The organism is Corallococcus carmarthensis (assembly GCF_003611695.1).
Classification (GTDB): domain Bacteria; phylum Myxococcota; class Myxococcia; order Myxococcales; family Myxococcaceae; genus Corallococcus; species Corallococcus carmarthensis.
In genome coordinates this window covers 16,154-33,503 of the sequence record NZ_RAWE01000097.1, presented here as the reverse complement: position 1 = coordinate 33,503, position 17,350 = coordinate 16,154, and the positions used below count along the sequence as shown (strand labels likewise).

At 65.9% G+C, this 17,350-nt stretch carries 15 protein-coding genes and 1 pseudogene; 5 read left to right on the top strand and 11 right to left on the bottom strand.

Translation table 11 applies throughout. The features are described 5' to 3' along the window. The 9 genes and pseudogenes from D7X32_RS24235 to D7X32_RS46930 form a co-directional block, all read right to left on the bottom strand. Nucleotides 1-1,111 (bottom strand): serine/threonine protein kinase (locus D7X32_RS24235; protein WP_147450243.1); only part of this gene is annotated, 1,111 nt, incomplete at its 3' end. Further along, nucleotides 1,108-1,977 carry a DUF2381 family protein gene (locus D7X32_RS24230; RefSeq protein ID WP_120604943.1) on the bottom strand — a complete coding sequence of 290 codons (870 nt, stop codon included), beginning with the start codon at nucleotides 1,975-1,977 and terminating at the stop codon, nucleotides 1,108-1,110. The genes D7X32_RS24230 and D7X32_RS24235, both read right to left, overlap by 4 nt. A gap of 100 nt (nucleotides 1,978-2,077) precedes the next feature. Next, the gene (locus D7X32_RS24225; protein ID WP_120604942.1) at nucleotides 2,078-2,836 is read right to left on the bottom strand and encodes a DUF5953 family protein; all 759 of its coding nucleotides are present in this window, start codon (nucleotides 2,834-2,836) and stop codon (nucleotides 2,078-2,080) included. A gap of 1 nt (nucleotide 2,837) precedes the next feature. Next, nucleotides 2,838-3,566, bottom strand: coding sequence for a DUF6310 domain-containing protein (locus D7X32_RS24220; protein WP_341868154.1), 729 nt, complete (start codon nucleotides 3,564-3,566; stop codon nucleotides 2,838-2,840). A 354-nt stretch (nucleotides 3,567-3,920) separates the two neighbouring features. Continuing rightward, nucleotides 3,921-4,856 (bottom strand): hypothetical protein, encoded by a 936-nt coding sequence (locus D7X32_RS45055; RefSeq protein ID WP_147450242.1) that lies wholly within the window; start codon nucleotides 4,854-4,856, stop codon nucleotides 3,921-3,923. A gap of 349 nt (nucleotides 4,857-5,205) precedes the next feature. Next, nucleotides 5,206-5,643 (bottom strand): hypothetical protein, encoded by a 438-nt coding sequence (locus D7X32_RS24210; protein WP_120604939.1) that lies wholly within the window; start codon nucleotides 5,641-5,643, stop codon nucleotides 5,206-5,208. A 713-nt stretch (nucleotides 5,644-6,356) separates the two neighbouring features. Beyond that, the gene (locus tag D7X32_RS24205; protein ID WP_120604938.1) at nucleotides 6,357-6,557 is read right to left on the bottom strand and encodes a hypothetical protein; all 201 of its coding nucleotides are present in this window, start codon (nucleotides 6,555-6,557) and stop codon (nucleotides 6,357-6,359) included. 104 nt (nucleotides 6,558-6,661) lie between these two features. Further along, nucleotides 6,662-7,747, bottom strand: a complete 1,086-nt coding sequence (locus D7X32_RS24200; RefSeq protein ID WP_120604937.1) for a phage major capsid protein — start codon at nucleotides 7,745-7,747, stop codon at nucleotides 6,662-6,664. Between the two features lie 375 nt (nucleotides 7,748-8,122). Next, nucleotides 8,123-8,272, bottom strand: a pseudogene (locus D7X32_RS46930) (primosomal replication protein N); the annotation flags it as partial. Nucleotides 8,273-9,194: 922 nt separating this feature from the next. Here D7X32_RS46930 and D7X32_RS24190 point away from each other — a divergent pair. The 5 genes from D7X32_RS24190 to D7X32_RS24170 all read left to right on the top strand — a co-directional run bounded on the left by D7X32_RS24190 (nucleotide 9,195) and on the right by D7X32_RS24170 (nucleotide 13,735). Next, nucleotides 9,195-9,479: a hypothetical protein gene (locus tag D7X32_RS24190; RefSeq protein WP_208752535.1), complete on the top strand. Its 285-nt coding sequence runs from the start codon at nucleotides 9,195-9,197 to the stop codon at nucleotides 9,477-9,479. Nucleotides 9,480-9,739: 260 nt separating this feature from the next. After that, nucleotides 9,740-10,798, top strand: coding sequence for a hypothetical protein (locus D7X32_RS24185; RefSeq protein ID WP_120604936.1), 1,059 nt, complete (start codon nucleotides 9,740-9,742; stop codon nucleotides 10,796-10,798). Then, nucleotides 10,795-12,330, top strand: a complete 1,536-nt coding sequence (locus D7X32_RS24180) for a primase-helicase family protein (protein WP_120604935.1) — start codon at nucleotides 10,795-10,797, stop codon at nucleotides 12,328-12,330. Before D7X32_RS24185 ends, D7X32_RS24180 begins: the two co-directional genes overlap by 4 nt. Continuing rightward, on the top strand, nucleotides 12,327-12,548 hold the full coding sequence (locus tag D7X32_RS24175; RefSeq protein WP_120604934.1) for a helix-turn-helix domain-containing protein: 222 nt from the start codon (nucleotides 12,327-12,329) through the stop codon (nucleotides 12,546-12,548). Before D7X32_RS24180 ends, D7X32_RS24175 begins: the two co-directional genes overlap by 4 nt. Then, a complete protein-coding gene (locus D7X32_RS24170; RefSeq protein WP_120604933.1) occupies nucleotides 12,545-13,735 on the top strand; it encodes a tyrosine-type recombinase/integrase in 1,191 nt (396 codons plus the stop codon). Before D7X32_RS24175 ends, D7X32_RS24170 begins: the two co-directional genes overlap by 4 nt. A 132-nt stretch (nucleotides 13,736-13,867) precedes the next feature. Here the strand turns inward: D7X32_RS24170 and D7X32_RS24165 are convergent, their stop codons facing one another. Both D7X32_RS24165 and D7X32_RS24160 read right to left on the bottom strand, forming a co-directional pair. Next, nucleotides 13,868-15,211, bottom strand: coding sequence for a sigma-54-dependent transcriptional regulator (locus D7X32_RS24165; protein WP_120604932.1), 1,344 nt, complete (start codon nucleotides 15,209-15,211; stop codon nucleotides 13,868-13,870). Further along, a complete protein-coding gene (locus tag D7X32_RS24160; protein WP_120604946.1) occupies nucleotides 15,208-17,340 on the bottom strand; it encodes an ATP-binding protein in 2,133 nt (710 codons plus the stop codon). The genes D7X32_RS24165 and D7X32_RS24160 overlap by 4 nt, the downstream gene beginning before the upstream one ends. Nucleotides 17,341-17,350: the final 10 nt, after the last annotated feature.

Below are 17,350 nucleotides of genomic sequence, written 5' to 3'. Positions count from 1 at the left end.
CAGGAGGTGGGGCGGGGCTCTCCACTGAAGAGCCCCAGAAGGCCGCAGCCACGACGAGCGCGACGACACCCGCAACGCCCGCGAGCCACCTTGCCGGCCGGTGCGGACGCTTCATCAGGGCGACGTGCATCTTGAGGGGGGCGGGGTTGAGAGGGAGCGGCGCTCCAAGTGCCCCCCGCGCGGCGGGCTCGGGCTGATGTTGTGCGGATGGTGGATGCGCCGGCACGTCGTAGTCGACGATTGGGTCGGCCCGGAGATCCGCAAACTCGCGACGGAGTGCTTCCGTGTCGACCGGGCGCCGTGAGGGGTCCCGCTCCAGGAGGCTCTCGACGAGATCGCTCAGTACCTCGGGAACACGGGCGTTCGCGAGTCGGGGCGGCGGCGGCTCGAATTGTTGGCTGTTCAGGGCGAAGCGCGGGCGGAACTCTGTCGGTCGCGGATCGGTCAGCAGCTCATGCAGCATGACGCCGACGGCGAAAATCTCGTCGGCCACCTGGAAGGCATAGCGAGCCCGGTGCTCGTCCTTGTGCTCGCGCAGGAATTGGAACTGTTCTGGCGCGCGGTAGCGTTCGGTTCCCGGAGGCAAACCGCCCTCAGTCAGGTCTTCGGCCAACGAGTAGGTCGCACAGCTAAAATCGATGATGACAGGCTCGCCGTCACTCTTGCGGATCAGGACATTGAGCAGCTTCAAATCCCGATGCAGCACGCCCCGACTGTGCATGTAAGACAGTGCGGCCGCGATCTTCTCAAAGACGCTCAGAATCTCGCGAATCGTGGGGTGTTTTCGCTCTGCCCACTCCGCAAGCGTCCAGCCGTCCACGTAGTCAAGCGCAAGGTACACGTTGCCGGTCGCCGTGTAGCCATACCCCTGCGGGCGGACGATGTTCGGGTGCTCCAGAATGAGAAGCGCCGTCAGCTCGCGCAAGGTCCGGGCATGGGTCTGCTTGAAATCGCCGCTCACTTCCCGGTGACGCGCCACCTTGATCGCACCGCGATTACCGTTCTTCTCTCCGAGGAAGACGCGGGCAAAGCCACCGTTGCCGAGTTCTTCGGAAACCTGCCATCCGTCAATGAGCGTGCCGGGCGGCGTCTCAATCGGCGTCGCCGTCATTGGGCGCCTCCCGTAGCGGGCTTCGGGAAGCGCACTTCAGGAATCAAGAGACGCCGTCCGTCGTCCCCGCGCACCTCCAATGCGAAGACAAAGCTTGCGTCCGAATCCTGAATTTCCGCGACCGCGATAACGCGCCGCTCCTCCCCCGGCAGGATCGGGCCCTTCTTTGCTGTCACGAGCCGCGCCCGCAGAGGCATGCCGACACGGCCCGTAAATGTTGCCTCTCGTGGTGTCCAGGCTTGTTGGTCGGAGGTGTTCCAGATCGTCACGTCCACCAGAACCCACCCCTTGCCCCGAAAAGATACGGCCCCTTGTGTCCTGAAGCCCTGAGCATCATCCCGCTTGTCTTGGATTTTGGAGGTTGTGACGCCTTTCCCATCCACTAAGCCAAGCAACACGAAGTCTTCCGGCTTCGGCACCGGCAATTGAGCGTCCGTCTTACAAGCCGTGTTCGGAGGCTCCGGGCGCTGCACGTCAATCAGTGCGTCAACGTCGCTCGGGTCTGTCATGAGCACGAAGGCGGCCCGGGTGGGCGCTCGGCCGTCAGCGAAGAAGACCCCGATCTCCTGACGCTCGCCTTCGGTGAGATTGGCTACAGGCTGAACGATGATTGAGCGCTCGCCCGCATCCAGGACACGGATCCGCGACTCGTCGAAGGTGAGGGTCTTCCGCTGGATCGGCGCAGAGAACAGGAACAGCGTCCGGGCGCCCCCCGCGACATGGACGACGGGCAGTGGTTCGGCGGGCGTGCTGGCGACGGTGACGGGACGTTCCCGCCTGACGCGCGCCCCCGGTGCCGGCTCAGCCCCCGCAGCAACTCCCGAGACGAGCGCGAACGCTAGAGCCAATCTGAACGGTTGGAGCAATGGTGCATGACCTCCCAAGGGGGAAGGCTACCATCGCGCGCCCGCGCGCAGTGGGTCTCTTTCCTACAGCCGGAGGGGCGCCCCGGGTTCCTGAATCGGGTCAAGGCGCCGCACGGCCGCCGATCTCCGAGAACCGCTCATAGGCCCGCTTCAGCGCGTCCAGGTGGGCGGGGTTGTCCAGGTCGAGCGGCGCGTCGGTGAGCTGCACGACCCAGCCGCCCGAGGCCGTGCGCCACGCCCGTGAAAGCAGTTCGGCGTCGCGGGTCGGGTCCGGAAAGCCGATGGCCTGCGCGGCGGCAGCCGACCAGTAGTTCAACCACCCGAGGTAATGCGGAACCTCAGGCGAGCGGATGTAGTCCGGAAACCTAAGCGCTGGGAGGCCGCGTGGTGGGACACCCGGCTTACGCACCGGATCGATCGTCTGCTGCGAAATCTCGACGGCCGCGTTGGACGGCGTAGCGCGTCCCCAGAAAGCGCGAGCGCCTTCCCCTATGGCTGCCAGCACATTCGCTCCCGCCGGGATACCGGCTGCGTCCAGGTGCAGCGATCCGTGAACCTCCAAGTGCGGTGGGCTCCCTGCCGCAAGCCCGTTCGGGTTCTCCCAGCCGGTAATCGTCACTGGGCGGCTTCTGTCATCGTTGCAAATGAACGGAAACCCGTTGTCCGTCCTATCTGAAACGATCCATTCGTCGCGGTGAGGTAACGCAACAAACTCTTCCTTCTCGGAATACGTCCAGTCCAGCCGTAGACCAGGAAGCGCGCCTTCCATTCCATGAACGATAGCGAGAGGTCGCCTGTCGTCACCCACGAGTGCAGGCGCATAGACAATGATGCCGAGTTCATCAGGAAAGACCGCCATGTTAGCACCAGTCCATGACAACAACCGCGAGAGTGTTATCCAATTTCTCAAGAGCAGCCTTGTGTGCAGCGCTTCGGACGCCAACGACAAACTTATATCCACATGCTTCTGCGAGCCTTCTCTCGCGTTGCAATTCGGGCAGCTTCACCTTGGCAAAAAACTGCTGGGAGTGCAGGTTGTGTTTCTCGAACGCATCAGTCTTGACGTCCCACAGAGTCCGCGTAACAAGCACCAGTGCGTCAAACTGCTTGCCATTAACAAGCACATCCCAGCCGGGGAAGCTGTTCTGCGGAAGGAGATCGGCGCAGTCGTTGTGCGGATCATTGCCGCCACGATGCGGCACCGGAACGGGCCTGCACTCAAGGCGGCGCTCTCGGTCCATTGGATCGGTCGGCGCTGGAGGGAACCAGTCCTGCCCCGCTGGATCGGGCTTCGATTTGGGCTTGCGTTGCGCTTCGGCTTCCCGGGAGGACACCTCCGTTCCTCGTGAGGTCCCAGCTTCCTCGGGGTAGGCATGGCGGAACTCATAGGCATTCAGTGCCTCTTTGATGGCGACGCCGACCACCACCACGCCAAGCACGATCACGGCCCCTACAGCAATCTCAGGAGCTGCCAGCACGCAGAACCCAAGTCCCACGGTCGCGGCATCCGCTGAAGCAATCGAGCATCTCCCCGTGGTGTCGTGGAACTCGATCCGGTCACGGTCGAGGGTCCGATAGCACTTCTCCACCAGCGCGGGCCAAGGCTGGGAAGCCTCACGGACGACGCATCGTCCCCCGTCAGTCCACGGCAACTCTGCTGCTCGCTGGAGGTTGGCGAGCCTCGGGTTCCACGTTCCCCGCTCATTGGGAGGGGGCGTCGAGGAAGCGCAGGCGGAGAAAACGAGCAGAAGCAAGAGGGCGCCGCATCTCCGGAAACGCATGGCAACATCCCCGCAGCAAAGGTGGGTGCTTCGGTTCTTCGACTCGGGAGCATATCAGCATGCGAGGACGCAGCCTTTGAGCGGAGCGCCACATTCGCGACTGCAACAACCGCCAACAGGGCCTGCCGCATCACAAGGTGGTCAGATGCCGCGATCGCTTGCTCAGACGAACTGTGTCTCCTGCATCGCCCTTGTGGCGTGCTGCCACAGCCGCCAGTGCCTTATTCCAGCACCAATGAGCGAAGTAGCCATGAAGCCCAGGCAGATCAGCATTGCATCGTCATGCTGTCGGAGTCCGATCATGGGCGGAAGGAATACAATGGCAAATACGACGGCAAAGAGGAGTAGAGCACCAAGCATTCCTTCTGGCGCGCTGATACTCCACTGGATACTTCCCCAGATATAATTGAGCTGCGTCCAGCCCGGAGAGGCGTGGTTGTAGATGGAGTGAGGAAGAGCGTTGCCTGCCTCGTCCATTATCCGCAACAAGGTTACGCGCATCCCTTCGCGGCCAGGGGGATCGACGTTTTGGATTTTCAGTTCAAACTCACGCCCATTGTCGAGGCGGATCCACACTTGCCGGTCCACATACTGAACGTCACGCTCGTTCTCTCCATTCTTTTCGCGCACGATTCGAACAACAGGTGCGCCAATGGATGTAATCGTTCCGTCCAAAGTCTGAAGCGTGAAGCGAGCCCCCATGGAGGCGAACTCATGAAATCGTTTCGGCAGTATCGATGTGCGTGTGGATAGGGCTTGGCAGGAGTGGTTCTGCTTCCATTGCTTGAGCATCTCCACTGGAAAGGACGACTCTTGACAGTCCACCAGCGCATGATGGTGCCGACACAAGAGCAACAGGTTGTCGTACCCGTTGATTACTGCTTTGCTGGCATCCTCAAATGGATAAGGCCGAGGCCCGCCGGAGTTCACGGAGTAGATGTGTGCGATGTGGCCAATGATGACCGAGTCGTCACAGGGCGTGGCATCAGCAATCAGCTTGGATGGACAGTCTGGGTACGCACAACGATTTCCAGACAGCCCCCACAGCCTGCCGAGCGTACTCGCCTCGTATTTACGAGAATGTTCGTATGTCTTCACTCCTGGGGTCGGCATCGGAACTCCGGTAAGGGCGACGCAGCGGCCTATTTGAAGAAACTTAAGACTGTGGCAGGCAAAGTCATGGTCAAGGTGAGCATGCAGGGGCTTGCCGACGCGGGCAGTTTTTGACGCCTTAACTACGGCTGACTTGAGCGTTGGCCCGGCCCCCGTTTCTGGAACCCCGTGGCTGCGGGCATCCCCGATGCTCCTTGCCGCCCGAACTGCCCGACCGGCTGAACCACATCAAGAACCCCGCGAGCCCGACAAGGCTTCAGCGGTCGGCACGGATTGCATCTGAGACAGTCACCCGCCCGCAGGTTGGCGCAAGCGGGTGCATGTAATAGTGAAGCTAGGGATTGATGGTCGCCTTCACCTGCACGATCATTCCCTTGAGCAGGTTGTACTTGTTGTGAACGACAAGCACATAGTCTCCTGCCGGGATGTCTGCGGTATTCGTAGCGCCAGTGATTTTCAGGCCCTGGAACGTGGGAAAATGCTTGAACTCCTTTCCTTCCTTGAACTTTTCGTAGTTGTCCGCCGTCATCAGGTAGACGTCAAAGCCCTTGTCCGTGTTCTTAACGCCTTTGACGCTGACTTGAAGCGTTGCTTTGCTTGAGAGCTTGAAGCCCCGCATCTGGGAGCCGTGGTTTGAGAGCGCAATTTCTTCGTCAACTATGACTTGGGTCTTCGCGAAGAGTCCGGCCGCGTGTGCCTGCGGCGCCACCGTCAAGCTGACGAGCACGGCCGTAAACGTGACGCAAAGAGCAACGAGCCCCGACTTCAGCATGTGGTGAACCCCTGGGTAGTGAGTGGCAGGTGGCAAATACCTGACATTTAGGGGGCTCGTCTAGCCTAGGCCCATTGACATGTGTGCGGAACGTCGGTGCTCCAAGCGAACGCGGCGCACAGTTCACTTCCCGGGGTACTCGTCGCGAAAACCAGCAATCCCAGAGTTCGCCACAGTGCACGCATGACGCTGGATCCTTCGGCACAGTGACTGGGGCTGTAGCGGTGCCGTGGCACACTGACGCGGGCGGGGCTGGGGTGGGGCCGTAAAGACTCCTGGAGTACCGCAACGGGTGTGCCAAGGCAACCGAGGCCATCCCGGACGTGAGGGGTGGCGGCACTGCGAGCACTTGGAAGGCTCCAAGAACTCAGGGGCCACCGAACGGGGAGGGGCAGGCGCCGGGCGGCGCATAATGGCAGGGCGGCCCCTTGAAGCACGGCGGGGTGGACTGCCTAGCAACTCGTCACACTTCCCCCCCAAGAGCGGCCGTCCGTTTACCGGGCGTGTTTCGGCAAGAATTCGGGGGGCGCCGCACGTAACGAAGCCCCACGAATTTTCTGAGGATTTTTCGAGCGTGGGGGACCGCCGAGCAAGGTCCCCAGTGCCCGCGCTTCGGAAACGGGAACCGGGGGGAGTGTCTCCAGGCAGCCCCCCGCTAGAGCGAGCGATTAAATGCCGGGCTCCACGAGCCACGAGCAAGCGGGCCTAGTCGTCTACGGCGCGTCGGGGCCCGTGCATGTGCCCGTCTCCGGGACTCGATGCCAGACGTGACCGCGCATCAGGCGGAGCTTGCCGCGCTTGAGGGGCTGCGCGGTCTCAGGCACCCACTCGACCCCGAGCCGCTCGAAGTCCAGGTCGCGGGCGAACCCCTCCCAGAAACCCGCGACGAGCGACGGCGCACTGGCCGACAGCATGCGTAGAACCGCGTTGTCGTGGTTCCCCCCAGGACGGCCAGCTTTGAGCGCGGGCAGGTCTTCCGCATGCACTGTGCGAGCTGCCCCGCTGTCACCCCGTCGGCTTAGTAGGTGATCGCGCTGAACGCCTTCGGCTGGCGCAGCTTGAAGTCGCCCTTCACGATCGCGCGGATGGTCGTCTCGTCGTGCTCGGCGCGGGTGTCGTGCTCGGAGAGGATCAGATTCTCGTCGATCCCGTAAATGAATTGCCGCCAGTCCGCCGAGAAGACGACCTTCGTCACGGGGACGCGCGTCGTCATCACGAAGGGGAAGCCCCGGATCGTGCCTTTGTCGAGCATCTCCTGACGGAAGATGAAGATGCCCGTGTCCTTGAGCTGCATCAGCGCAGTCGCCCGGGTCGGGTGAATGACCCACGCCGCAGTGCCCATGCGAACATGCGCGGTCAGCGGCAGCTCGACCGCCCTGTCGATGTCGGCCAGGTATGCCGCGGCGGTCGTGCCCGTGCTCGCGAAGACCTGCGCGGGGTCGAGCTGCACGAAGAGCCCCTTCGGCGCGGCGCTCGTGCCGTCACCGTTGAAGCCAGCGTCGTCGAGGCCATCGGCCACGGTGGCGCGGATGTCCTCACCGACGCTCGCGTCACCGACCCCCGGCGTGCGCAGCAGGTCGTTGCTGACGTCGGTGAGGACCATCCCCTTGTGCGCCTTGAGCACGAGCTTCCCGTACTTCGGCGCGGTCCTCGGGACAGTCTCCCCCTCGCCAACCCATTTGAAGACAGAAGTTCCCGTCTGCGTGCCCATGTGCAACTCGCCCTTGAACGGCTGGGTTCGCACGCCGAGCTTGAGCAGTGCGGCCTCGGGTCGGAGGAATTCGATCACCTCGCCGCTCTGCTGGATCGGTACGAGCACGCCCGCGCTGTCGAACTTGCTGAGCTGAACTGCCTTCTGCACGTCGGCATTGCCGAAGCGCTTCGCGGCGTCGAGCAGCTCGCCCGCGCCCGTGCGGCGACCCAAGGCGATGACGCTCTTCGTGAACGCACCAAAGTTCGCGACGCTTGCGTAGACGCTGCCCTCGCGCGTCGCCCTGTCTGTTCCCACGCGGCCGGGGGCGCTTCGGGCCGCAGCGTTGATCAGCTCACGCGCGACCTCGGGGCCGAGCGCCTTCACCATTTCCGCGATCTGCTGGCGAGTCATCTTCTCACACTCCTCGGATGTGTTGCTTGAACGCCTCGACGAATTGCTTCGCGGCGTCGGCGGCGTTGAAACCCTTCGTCTTTCCTCTTCTTCGTCGTCTGCCTTCGGCGCGTCGGCAGGCGGCTCGCCCGAATCGGGCTTGCTCTCGTTCGCGGGCGCGGGCTCGTCAGGCTTGTCGGCCGGCTCGGCGCTCGCGTCAGGCTTGTCGTTCTCGTCGTCGTCGGCCATCGCTTCGGCTCGCGCGTCGAACAGCTCGACGACCCGCTTCGCGATGCGCTCGACGATGTCTTCACCCTCACCGTCGAGCGACTTCGCGCGCACAGCTCGCGCGTTCGCCGGGATCGTCACGATCGAAACTTCGAGCAGCTCTTGAGCGTCACAGTCGAAGCCGCCCCGCTCGTTCTGCCGGTAATGACCCGGTAGCATCAGGTAGCGGACTGAGACAGCGTTGAGGATGCCCCTCGCGATCTTGCGCTCGACCTTGCGCGCGAAGTCGTCTTCGTCGTCAAACTCGACATCAATCATCAGCGCGTCGCCTTCGACGTAGACGCGCCCCTTGCCGATGGGAAGCGGCGGCTCAGCTCCCGTGAGTGCAGCCTGAGCGCCGTCGTCGTGATTGAAGAGAACGACGCCGTTCGCGTTGTACCCGTCGATCCTCCAGCCCTTGACGTTCAGCCGGTCGAAGTAGCGATCGAAGTCGCCGTCGCTCGCCTTGAACGTATAGACACGTTGACCGCTCCCAGCCTCGACGGCGGTCAGCGCAGCCGCATCCTTCCGAACGGCTGCAAGCTGAAGAGAGCGTGTGATTGAATTGGGCATCGCACCCGCTAAATGGGTGCGGTTTTTGTCTGTGGCTCATTCGCCGCTGACGGCGTCGGCGCGCACTTCTGCCGAGCTGCCTGCGGAAGGCGTCGGAGTCTGCTGGGGCGCGCTTGGTTGCTGGCCGGGCAAAAGCCGGGCATTGGAACCACCAGACGCGAGAGACAGCACGGCGGGCCTGTGGAGGGGTTCCAGGAGCGCGGCAGCCGACCGACGCTCGGGCGAGTGCGGTGCCAAGGGCGGGCAGCGGCACCTGGGGACCGTGGAGCGTGGCGGGGTGTGCCTGCTCTGCCCATAGCCGACGCGGCGGCATCCAGCCGGTTACGGGGGCGGTTTCGGCAAGAGTTCGGGGGGGGGCGGACGGCAAAACCCAACCGAGCCCGCGAGATTTTTTGGAAATTTTCTCAGCGTGTGGGACCTCCGAGCACGGTCCGAAGTGGCCTCGCTTCGGAAATCGGAGCCGGGGGGATGCCTCAAGGCCCTCCACCACGCGGGCAGGCTGCGGAATGCCAAGCCCTTTGGGTTGCGAGCGAGCGGAGCATGATCGCCCATCGGTGCCGGTGCTCGTGAGCCACCCGCAATTGCCGCACGCATTTACCGGATGGGAGGGAAACAAAGAAAATCAACCATGATTGAAGTTCTCGAAAAATACATTCCTCACATCATCGCAGCGCTCACCCAAGCCGGGCCTGATGGCCTCACCGTGAAGGAGCTGCGCGGGCGCCTCGGCTCTGGAGAGCAGTTCACTCGACGGGCCCTGACCCTTCTGTTGGCCACTGGCGCGGTGCGCGTGTCCCACCGGCACAGGCCCGGCGTGCGTGGCGCGGTGCCACGGGTCTACACGCTCGCTGCCCCCAACGCGCTGGCGCCGGTAGCTACGCTGGCCCCGCGTCGAGAGGGGGTGACGGAGTGACTGACGCGGCTTGTTTCTCCCTCTCCTCTCTCTCTTCTTCTCTTAAGGAAAAGGGAGTTCAGTCACTCCGTCACGTACAGAGTGAAAACCCCGGTGACGGAGCAATGACGGAGCCCCCCCGCGTTGGGACTTCCGTCACAGCTCCCACCATGCCGTCCCATGTTGACGCGGAAAACCCAGCGTCGGGCGCTGTGCCGGTGCCCGCTTCCTGGACGGTCTGCCTGACTGACTCGCGCTTCACCCCAGGGAGTCTGGATGTCGTGGAGTTCAACTCAGCGGGCGAGCTGATGGCCGCTCTCTACGAGGTGGCCGCCGATCCTCTCGTGCGCCCCGAGAAGGACGGCCGCGCCATCATCCCGGCCAAGCCGCATCCGCCCCGCGCTGATGGCCTCTACGAAGGCAAGGACGGGCAGCCCACGCCCGCGCCCTACCGCCGCAACGCGAACTTCTCCCACGTCACCCTGGGCATCGTGGACTTCGACGGTGAAACCCAGGCCGCGCTTGAGGCGTGGCTTGCGAGCCTGCGCCGCCGTGGCTTGTGGTTCCTCGCCTACCCCACGCACTCCTACGGGCGCACGTCGAAGCCAATCCGCTATCGGGTCGTCTTCCCGTTCAGCGAACCCGTGCCCCTTGGCTCGGCGAGCCGCTGGTCGGAGCGCCTTTGGCCGCGCCTCATGCGTTGCGTGGGGCTCGGCGAGCTGACGGACGCTGCGTTGAAGGCGGATGCGTCCTGCAAGGATGTCGCGCGGCTCTACTACCTGCCGAGCTGGGACCCTTCAAACGTGCGGCCAAGACCAATCCCCGAGCACCACCAGGGCCAGCCGTTGGACGTACAAGCCGAGTTCGGCCCCCTGCTGCGGGTGCCCTTCGCGCGCTACGCCGAACGTCCCAACGAGGAGCAGGTGGACGGCACGCGCACGGCGAATCCGGGTGACGTGCGCAGGCGCCTCCAGCGATTCAAGCGCTCCGACGCCGTGACCGTGCTCGCGCAGATGGACACAGGCGAAGTGCTCATGCTCGACGGGCAGCGGCACCTGGGCATCAACAAGCTGACCGAAATGCTCGCCCGCGTGGCCACGCCCGAGGAGAGTTCGGAAAGCCTCCTCGAATGCGCGCGTCTCTCTCTCGACGCACTCTCGCGACTGGAACCGTCCCGGGACGTGTGGGGCGAAGCGCTGCGAGGGCTCCGCGGCGCGCGCGCCAAGCTCACGCAATGGGACCGCCAGAGAGCGGCACAACGGGCAGCGGAGTATGCGGAATGGCGCCGTGCTCTGGGACTGGCGGCCAGTTCGGGCCACCACAACGGGGGCGAGCAGTGAGCACGAGTATCCATCCCGAAGACGCGCTGGCCCACGCAGCCGACATCGAAGCGGCGCGCGCCGAAGTCGCCAAGCTACCGCTGGTGAAGGTCGTTCCGCTGGAGCGCTACCTTGCACGGCGCCACGACGGGCGCGGCTTCGCCCCTGAGTTCCTGACGCAGAAGGCGGCCGAGGACTACCTCATTCTGCGAGGTTTGGTGCCCCCGCGCGATATGTGGCCGCGTGGAGTCAGCCCGTTGGCCTCTGCCCCCGACGTGCTGAACCTCTGCGCGGGCGTCATGGCTATTGAGTGCAGGCCGAACGCGCCCGATCTCATCAGGCGCAAGGACGGGACGTTTGCGGTCAACACCTGGGAGGCTCCTACGCTCGCGCCAATTCAGGGTGAGTGGCCCGACGTGCGCCGCGTTCTGCTCTGGCTCGCCGAAGACGCAGCCGGCCTTGACTGGCTGCTCAACTGGATCGCTTTCAAGGTCCAGCATCCGGGCTCCAGGCCGGGCACCGCTATCCTTCTGCAAGGCCCCCCGGGCTCCGGCAAGAACGTGCTCTATCGCGTGCTGTCGCACCTGCTGGGGCCCTCCAATTGCGTCCAGATTGGTGAGGCGGATCTGGCCAAGCCCTACAACTTCCACTTCGCCACGAAGCTCCTGATCTTCGCCAACGAGCTGCTCGATAACCACAAGCGCGGAGGCTCGCTCGGCGACGGGCTCAAGGCGACCATCACCGACGGCGAGGTCTTCCTGGAGAGCAAGGGCGTTGCCCGAACGTCCGCGACGAACCGCGCCGGACTGCTCGCCGCGACTAACCGGACGAAGCCCATCGAAATCGAGGAGGGCGACCGCCGCTGGACGGTGCTCCACAACAGGACCAAGCCCGCCGAGTACACGCACCCGGACCTGGGCATGACGCATCGGGAGTTCTTGGAATCGCTGCACGCTCCGGGAGAAGACGACGCGTTCACGCCCGAGTTCATGCGGCAGGTGGCCGCCTTCGCTCACGCCATGGTCAACCGCGCCGTGGACATGCGGCAGGTTCGCCGGCCCCACGTCAACGCGTCCCGTGAGGAGCTTCAGCAACTCAGCGAGCCGGTGACGGAGCAATTCCTGCGAGAACTCAGTGAGAGCCCGGACCCCGACGCACAGATTCGCGACTGGGCGATGAATGGCCCGCTGGCCACCGTGATTCACCGTGGCGGCGCTCAGGTGGGCAAGACCAAGGCGTTCACGAATGACGCGCTGTATGCGGCGGTCTGCGGGTTCTGCATCGTGGTGGGGCAGAAGCATCCGCCCCAGAAACGAACCTTCCTTGCCGCGCTGAAGACGGCGGGATGGACCGAACAGCGCGACAGCAAGACGCGGGGCTGGCTTCCCTCTTGGCACCAGCCGGGTCAGGACGGATCACAGCAAGCGGCGAAGGTCGTCCCTCTCACGGGATCGCGTGGTGCTCACGTAGCGAGCACAAACGGCCCACAGCCGTCCCCCGAGACCGTGCCAGGCCGAGCGCCTCCAACCAATGGGGGCGGGCCGACGCGATGACAAAGCCCACGGAAGCGGGCTCCAGCGCGCCCGAGTTCCTGACGGTCGAGGAGGCCGCAGCCCTCCTGCGCGTGAACAGGAAGACGCTCTACGAGTCGATCCGATTGGGGCAGGTGCCGGGAGTCTTCCACCTCCGCAGATCCATCCGCATCCACCGCGACGCGCTGTTAGCATGGCGCCCGGGTAACAGCGGTCCTGCGCTCGGAGAGAAGCCATGAGCGTCAGGCAGCGGAAGTGGAAGACGAAGGAGGGAAAGGTGCAGGAGGCGTGGTGGGTGGACGTGAAGTACCAGCACCCCGGCGGGAAGGTGGAGCGAGTCCGCAAGGCATCGCCCATCAACACCCGTCGGGGCGCGGAAGAGTACGAGCGTCAGGTCCGTCACGCCCTGCTGACTGGAACCTTCGGGAAGGAGAAGCAGAACGAGCCGGGCCACATCCTCACACTCGGGGAGTTCGTCCCGCGCTTCATCACGTACAGCGAGAACAACAACAAGCACTCCAGCGTCGTCACCAAGCGGCAGATCCTTGATGACCACCTGCTCCCCGCGTTCGCGAACACGCCTCTTGATGCCATCGGTCCAGCGGAGATCGAGGACTTCAAGGCCGCGATGCGGAAGAAGCCAGCGGGCATTCCCGGCAGGAAGGACGCACCCTCAAAGGATGCCCTGCGCAAGCGCAAGGGAGCCGGGGGGAAGCTCCTGAGCCTCAAGTCCGTCAACAACGTCCTGACCGTGCTGCACAAGTTGCTCGCACTGGCCCAGGAACAGGGCGTGCTCCAACACGTCCCGCGCGTGAAGCTGTTCAAGACGGCGAAGCCCGCCTTCGACTTCCTCTCCTTCGAGGAAGCCGAGCGACTGATCGACGCGGCGGAACCAGGGTGGCGGACGCTGATCCTGTTGGCGCTCAAGACGGGACTCCGCCACGGAGAGCTGATCGGGCTCCAGTGGGGCGACCTCGACTTGCCGCGAGGCAAGCTCCAGGTGCGCCGTTCCATCTGGCAGGGGGTGACGGGACTGCCCAAGGGAGGCCGGGGACGGACGGTGGACCTGCCCGTATCGGCCGTGGACGCGCTCAAGGGCCACCGCCACCTGCGCGGCGCCTACGTGTTCTGCCAACCCGACGGCCAGCCCCTCACCGCCAGCATGACCGAACACCGGCTGTCACGGGCCGTGAGCCGGGCGGGCATCACTCGCGAACAGGGGGCCATCACATGGCACGACCTGCGCCACACCTACGGGAGCCACCTCGCGATGCGCGGGGTCCCCCTCAAGGTCATCCAGGAGCTGATGGGGCACGCCACCGTCGACATGACGATGCGGTACGCGCACCTGTCACCCGAAGCGAGGGAGAGCGCGGTGCAGGCGCTTGACCGGTCCATGCCGCAAGCGCACGCCGTTCCGGGCTAGCCACGCCGGAGGGGCACATGGGGGGCACATGACGGTACGGAGAAAAAACAAAAGCCCAGCAACCCCCTAGGATTGCTGGGCTTTCAGTGGCGAGGAGTACGGGACTTGAACCCGTGGCCTCGCGCACAGCTGTCAGCCGCCCTTGTGCTGCCAGCCCTTGAGCTTCGCGTAGAGCGAGCTGCGGGAAATGCCCAGCCGCGTCGCCGCGCGCTCCACGTGGCCGCCCTCGCGCGCCAGCACGCGCTCGATGTGACGGTGCTCCAGCTCCTCCAGCGTGAGGTCCTCGCCCAGCGGCTCCTCGGTGGGGAGCAGGGATTCGAAGCGCAGGGCACTCCGGGACAGGCGGGAGCTGCCGGACAGCAGCACCGCGCGCTCCAGCACGTTGCGCAGCTCGCGGATGTTGCCCGGCCAGCCATAGGCCATGAGGGCGCGCTCCGCGTCGGGCTCCAGCTCGACCTGGCCCCGGCCCCGGTGGGCGCCCATCTCCGCGAGGAAGTGGCTTGCGAGCACTGGCACGTCCTCGGCGCGCTCGCGCAGGGGCGGCACGTGGAGGATGAGCGTGCTGATGCGGAAGTACAGGTCGTTGCGGAAACGCTTCTCTCGCGCCGCCACCTGGAGGTCCTGGTGCGTGGCGGCCACCAGCCGCACGTCCACGCGCCGGTCCTTCACGTCACCCAGGCGCCGGAAGCGCTTCTCCTCCAGCACCTTGAGCAGCTTGGGTTGGACGGCCACGTCCATGTCGCCAATCTCATCCAGGAACAGCGTGCCCCGGTCCGCCACCTCCAGCAGGCCCTGCTTCGCGGCCACCGCGCTGGTGAAGGCGCCCTTCTCGTGGCCGAACAACTCTGAGTCCAGCAGGTCCTTGGACAGCGCGGCGCAGTTGAGGTCCACGAAGGGGGCCTCCTTGCGCGGCCCGCCTTCATGCAGCCAGCGCGCGAGCACGCTCTTGCCGCTGCCCGTCTCGCCGGTGACGAGCACCGGGCTGTCGCTGTCACGCACGCGCTCCGCTTCGTCGCGCAGCGCGCGGATGGCGGGGCTGTTGCCCAGGAAGGGATCCACCTGCGTGCGCGCCGTGCGCGAGCGGTCCGCCAACAGGCGCTGCCGTTCGCGCCGCTGGGCCACGAGCCTTTCCAACACCACCTTGAGCACCGCCAGCTCCAGCGGCTTGGTGAGGAATTGCTCGGCGCCTTCCTTCACGGCCTGCACCGCCAGCTCGATGGAGCCGTGCCCGGTCAGCACCACCAGGGGCACCGCCGCGTCCAGCTCCTTGAGCCGGGGCAGCAGCTCCAGCGCGGTGCCGTCCGGCAGCCGGTAGTCAATGACAGCCACGTCGGGCCGGTGCGTGCGGAAGCCCTCCTGGGCCTCCGCCACGCTGGTGGCTTCGGCCACGTCGAAGCCGTGCTGCGTGAGGTAGCCCTTCATGCCCAGCCGGACGCCGGGTTCGTCGTCCACGAGCAGGATTCGGGTGCGCGTCATGACACCTGTGACTGCGGGGTTGGGCCGGCGTTCATGGCCGGGGGGAGGGCGGGCAGCAGGATGGTCACCTCGGCCCCTCCCTGGGGATGGTTGGAAAGACGGATGCGCCCCTGGTGCTCTTCCAGGATGCGCTGGACGATGGACAATCCCAGACCGGTCCCTCCCCGGCGCTTGCTGAAGAAGGGCTCGAAGACGTGGGGCAGGTCCTCGCTCTTGAAGCCAGGCCCCCCGTCATGGACGGTGCAGCGCACCCACGGACGCCCGCCCTCCTCCACGGCCTCCGCCGTCACGTGGACGGTAGTGCCCTGGGGCGAGTGCTGCACGGCGTTCTCCACCACGTTGCGGAAGACATGGAACAGGCGCCTCGCGTCCATGCGCACCGGTGGCAGCGCGTCCGAAACCGCACGCGCGAGCTTCACGGCGGCCTTGTCACTGGGAAGCTCGCAAGCGGACAGGGCGTCGGCGACCACCGCGCCCACGGCGCCGTCCGTCCACTCGCCCCGGGTGGGGCGGCCGTACTCGAACAGCTCCTGGGTGAGGTGGGTGAGCCGGCGCACCTCGCCGCGCAGCACGTCCAGGTACGGTTTCAATTCCGGCTGGGCGCCGTAGGTGGCCTCCACCGCGTCCACGACGGCGGAGATGGAGAACAGGGGGTTGCGCACCTCGTGGGCCACGCCCGCGACGATGGCGCCCATGGCGGCCATCGTTTCACTACGGCGCACATGGGCCTGCAGCTCCAGCAGCCGGGTGACTTCCGTGGCCACCAGGATGATGCGGTGATCCTCGCTGGCCCGCTCGTCCACCCAGGCGGCCGACACCTCCCAGGTGCGCCCGGACTCCGCGTCGTGCACCTGGCGGCTGGCGCTGCCGTGCGTCGCGCGCAGCTCCTCCACCAGCGGCCCAGCGCTGGACCAGGGCGGCGCCCCGGCGGTCGCGGAGAGCGGCTGGCCGGAGGGGTCCGCCTCCCGGAAGAGCACGCGCGCGGCGTCGTTGAGCCGGTGGATGGTGCCGTCCGCGCTCAGCACCAGCAGCGGCGAGGACACCGCGTCGAAGGTGCGGCGCCACTCCGTCGCGGAGCGGCGGAAGCTGTCGTTCAACCGCTGGCGCAGATCATCCGCGAGGCGCCGGTCGGTGATGTCGGTGACGACGCAGCCCAGGTGCACGCCGCCCTGTGCGTCCAGGCCGGAGGCCGCGGCGCGGCTGCGCACCCAGCGCACGCGCCCGTCCGCGCAGATGATGCGGTGTTCGATCTCCACCTCGGTGCTCGGGGCCAGGGCCAGCGACTCGATGCACTCGCGGTAGCGCGTCCGGTCCTCGGGGTGGATCATCTCCGCCCACAGCGGCGAGGGTGTGCCCTCCGGACCGCTGCCGGTGAAGGCGCTGGCAGGGTAGCCGGTGGTGCGCTCGATGACGGGCGTGCAGTAGAAGTCACGCAAAACGCCGTCCCGCAGCTTCCCGCCCCAAAGGTAATCCGGCAGCGACCGGGTGAGCACGTCCAGGCGCCCCTCGTGCTCCTGGAGGGACGCCTCCGCGCGCATCCGCTCGGTGACCTCCGACAGGGACGCGATGACGCCCAGCACCGCGCCGCCAGCACCGCGCACGCGCGAATAGCTCCCGAACCAGAAGCGCGTCTCGCCGGGCGCCGCGGGCGTCTCCACCTGGAGGCTGAGGTCCTGCAGGGACGCGTTCGACTCCAATGCGCGGGCGAGCCGGGGCGCCAGCGCCGTGCCCAGTGGGGGCAGCACCTCCGAGACGTGACGCCCCAGGTGCGCCTCCGCGGGCAGGCCATTCATCGCGGCCAGCGCGGCGTTGACGTGCACGTACTTCAGGTCGCGGTCGTAGAACGCGAAGCCCACCGGCGTGATGTCCATCACCGCGTCGCGCAGCGCCCGGGCGTCGTCCGCCTGCCCGCGCAGCCGGGCGCACTCGCGCTCGCTCCGGGCCAGCGCGCGCAGGGCGGCCGTCGCGCCCACCGCCGCCAGCACGAACGCGCCCGCCGCCAGCGCGGCGATGCGGATCCCCGGCGCCTGGTCCACGCTCCAGGCACCCACCAGGGCCATGATCACCGCGCATGCGGCGGCGAAGGCGGCGACCTGGGGAGGTGAGGGCGTCGAGGAGGGCGTGGACATGGTGCGCGCG